Annotated in this window: 3 protein-coding genes and 1 pseudogene; 2 read left to right on the top strand and 2 right to left on the bottom strand. The window is 68.2% G+C overall.

The genetic code is table 11. From position 1 onward, the window contains the following. A partial coding sequence (gene smpB / locus NBV68_RS18455; RefSeq protein WP_296312801.1) for an SsrA-binding protein occupies positions 1 to 261 on the bottom strand: 261 nt, incomplete at its 3' end. 105 nt (positions 262 to 366) lie between these two features. Between smpB and NBV68_RS18460 the strand changes: the two genes are divergently transcribed. Next, entirely contained in the window at positions 367 to 1,431 is a 1,065-nt protein-coding gene (locus NBV68_RS18460) for a succinylglutamate desuccinylase/aspartoacylase family protein (protein WP_296312802.1), read from the top strand. Between the two features lie 15 nt (positions 1,432 to 1,446). Here the strand turns inward: NBV68_RS18460 and dapA are convergent, their stop codons facing one another. Further along, entirely contained in the window at positions 1,447 to 2,334 is an 888-nt protein-coding gene (gene dapA, locus NBV68_RS18465; protein ID WP_296312804.1) for a 4-hydroxy-tetrahydrodipicolinate synthase, read from the bottom strand. A gap of 99 nt (positions 2,335 to 2,433) precedes the next feature. On the opposite strand from dapA, the pseudogene NBV68_RS18470 reads away from it, so the two are divergent. Further along, a pseudogene (locus NBV68_RS18470) lies at positions 2,434 to 3,606 on the top strand (lytic transglycosylase domain-containing protein); the annotation flags it as partial.

Genomic DNA, 3,606 nt, shown 5'->3' on the forward strand with positions numbered 1-3,606 from the left:
CGGGCGGCGCGGTTCGTGGTTGAGGCGGTTGCCGTGGCTGTATTCGGGCACGTTGGCGTTGATCAGCCAGACCTGCCCGTCCTTCACCTCGGCATAGCTTTCGGCAATGCTCGCCTCGCCCGCCCGCAGCGCCTTGACCTCGGTGCCCTGCAGGGCGAGCCCTGCTTCGAAGGTGTCCTCGATATAGTAATCGAACCGCGCGCGGCGGTTCTCGGCGACGATCTTCACTTTGTCGAAGGTGACGGGTTTGGGACGGGCCATAAGGCGGGGCGATGTAGGCGCTGGCCGGGCAAAAAGCGAGGCCCTTTGCGCTTTGATCCGTCGCAGGCTAGCTTGCCTCAGGGGCAACACGGGGAACAGCGGGCCATGACCATGCCGCAGCCTTTCATCATCGCAGGCACCAGCATCGCGCCGGGCCGCCAGGCCGATGTCGGCTTTCCGATCACCACCATGGCGACCGGCACCACCTCCAGCCTCGCGGTGCGCGTGATCCATGGCGCACGCCCCGGCCCGGCCGTGTTCGTGAGCGCGGCGATCCACGGCGACGAGATCATCGGCACGGCGGTGATCCAGCGCCTCGCGCAATCGCTCGATCCCGAGGCGCTGAGCGGCACCGTGCTGCTGGTGCCGGTCGCCAACATCTTCGGCTTCATCAGCCATTCGCGCTACCTGCCCGACCGGCGCGACCTCAACCGCTCCTTCCCGGGGAGCGCGGGGGGATCGCTCGCGGGGCAGCTTGCGCACATCTTCTACCGCGAGGTGGTGGCGCGCTGCACGCTCGGGATCGACATCCATTCGGCCGCGATCCATCGCTACAACCTCCCCCAGATCCGTATCGCGGCGGGCAACCGCAAACTGGTCGAGCTCGCCATGGCCTTCGGCGCGCCGGTGATCATCGAGAGCCCCTTGCGCGACGGCTCGCTGCGCGATCTCGCCCAGAAGCACGGGGTCGACATGCTGCTGATGGAGGCGGGCGAGGCGCTGCGCTTCGACAGGCTGTCGGTCGAGACCGGGGTCGAGGGCGTGGAGCGGGTGCTCGCCCATCTCGGGATGATAGAGGCCGACGACGGGCTCAGCGCGGTCGGCATTCCGGCGCGCGCCAACCGGACCACCTGGGTGCGAGCCCCGCGCGGCGGGGTGATGCAGGCGGTGCGCGCCTCGGGCGATCCGGTGCGCAAGGGCGACGTGCTGGCCACGGTAGCCGGGCTGTTCGGCGAGGAGGCCGAGGCGCTGGTCAGCCCGGTCGACGGCATCATCATCGGCCATGCAACGCTCCCCGTGGTCCACCAAGGCGACGCGCTGTTCCACATCGCCGCAATCGACCACCCCGAACGCGTCGGCGCGCGCATCGATTCGATCACCGAGGCGATTCTCGCGAGCGAACCGCAGGGCTCAGCGCAAGGAATGCTCGACGAGGACGAGGTGGTTTAGAGCCCGGCCCCTCGCTCAGCCCTCCAGCACCCCAGCCAGCACCAGCGCCTCGTCCACCGCCTTCTTCGCCTCGTCCGAACACTCGACCAGCGGCAGGCGCACCTCAGGCTCGATCCAGTCGTGAACGCGGGCAAGCGCATATTTCACCGGCGCAGGGCTCGCGTCGGAGAACATCGCATAATGCAGCGGGAACAGGCGGTCGTTCAATTGCCGCGCCAGCTTCAGCTCATTGGCGGCGATCGCCTCGTGGAACTCGGCGCACAGGCGGGGCGCGACGTTCGCGGTCACCGAGATGCACCCGCGCCCGCCCGCCGCCGCGTGGGGCAGCCACAGCTCGTCATTGCCCGACAATTGGCAGAACTCGCGCCCGATTCCCATGCGGTGATCGGCGACCCGCGACAGGTCGCCGCTCGCGTCCTTGATGGCGATGATCCGGTCGGGGTACTTGCGCACCAGCTCGACCACCGTGTCATCCAGAATGTCGGTCACGGTGCGCGCGGGCACGTTGTAGAGCACGATCGGCAGGTCGCAGTTTTCCGCCAGATAGCTGAAATGGGCGATCAGCCCGCGCTGGCTCGGGCGGTTGTAATAGGGGGCAACGCAAAGTCCCGCCGCCGCGCCCGCCTTCTTGGCGAAGGTCATGTGTAGCTGGGCGTTGCGGGTGTCGTTCGACCCGCAGCCCGCAATCACCGGCACGCGGCCCGCGGCCTGCTCGATGCACACCTCGATGACGCGGTGATGCTCGGCATTGGAAAGTGTCGAGGCCTCCCCCGTGGTACCGCAAGGGACGAGCGCGGCGCTGCCGTTCTCGATCTGCCAGTCGACCAACCGGCGGAAAGCGACCTCGTCGAACGCTCCGCCGCGAAAAGGAGTCACCAGAGCGGGTATCGAACCGCTGAACATTGCTATTGTCCTGTCATCATCTCTAGATAGCGAAATTCAGGGGACCTCTCCCCCGTTACCCTTCACCGTTCACCGCCTGATAAGGAGCCCGTAGGCACTATGTCCAGCATGGGCTGCAAGCTGTTGAATACCCGCCGGATGTATGCTGCGATTCTCGGTGCTTCGGCGCTTGTGGCGGGAGCTTTCCCCGCTGCGGCGCAGGACTGGGGGTCGGGGCAGGATCTCGTCGCACGCCAGCCCGGTGCGGTGGATGCCGTGATCGCCCGCTGGGAGACGCTGCAAGCCAGCCGCACGCATAGCTTCGCCGATTACGCCGGCTTCGTGCTCGCCTGGCCGAGTTTCCCCAAGACCGACATCCTGCGTCTGCGCGCCGAGGCGGCGCTCGAGAACGAGGCGCCCGGCCAAGCCGAGCTGCTGCGCTTCTTCGATGCCCATCCCCCGCTCACCAACCCCGCCCGCGCACGCTATGCGCTGGCGCTCGCCGCGGTGCAGCGCCCCGAGGCGCTTGAGGTAGCGCGCAAGGCATGGCGCGGCGGGCAGATGGCCGATCCTGTCGAGCTCTATCTGTCGGGGCTCTACGGGGCGCAGTTCACGCCCGAGGATCACGCGGTGCGCGTCGATGCGCTGCTGTGGCAGGGCAAGGCCGATGCCGCCTCGCGCATGGTGGTGAACCTCCCCGAGGAGGCGCGCGCGATGGCGCTAGCGCGGATCGCGCTGCTGCGCGGCGCGCGTCCGGAATCATCGGGGATCACGGTGCCCCCGGGGGCCGAAGCCGATCCGGGCTATGTCTTCAACCTCGTGAAGTTCCTGCGCACCAGCGGGCAGAATTACGAGGCGGCGCGGGTCTTCACCAGCCGCCCCGCCTTCGTGCGCCCGGCGCGCGACCCCGAAGCCTTCGTCGGCCAGCTGCTGGATCTGGCCGAGGATGTCGGCCCGTCCGAGGCGGCGCAGATCGCAGCGCGCAGCGGCGATCTCTTCGCGCCCGACGCCGAGCTGTCGGAAACCAGCTTCACCTTGCGCGACCGGCTCACCGACCTGATGTGGCTGGGCGGCACCAAGGCGCTGTGGAGCCTCGGCGACGGCACCACCGCCGCCCCGCTCTTTGCGCGCTACGGCGATGCCGCAAAGACCCCGCTGACCAAGTCCAAGGGTTATTACTGGGCGGGCCGCGCGGCGCGGCAGGCGGGCGATCAGACTGCAGCGCAGCGTTACTTCGAGATGGCCGCGCGCTGGCCCGATTACTACTACGGCCAACTGTCCTTAAGCGCGCTC

It is taken from the genome of Erythrobacter sp. (assembly GCF_023653175.1).
Lineage (GTDB): Bacteria > Pseudomonadota > Alphaproteobacteria > Sphingomonadales > Sphingomonadaceae > Erythrobacter.

Excerpts from the sequence above, each read along its gene's own strand:
- NBV68_RS18460 (WP_296312802.1), top strand. The coding sequence starts at position 367 with ATGACCATGCCGCAGCCTTTCATCATCGCAGGCACCAGCATCGCGCCG.
- dapA (WP_296312804.1), bottom strand. The coding sequence starts at position 2,334 with ATGTTCAGCGGTTCGATACCCGCTCTGGTGACTCCTTTTCGCGGCGGA.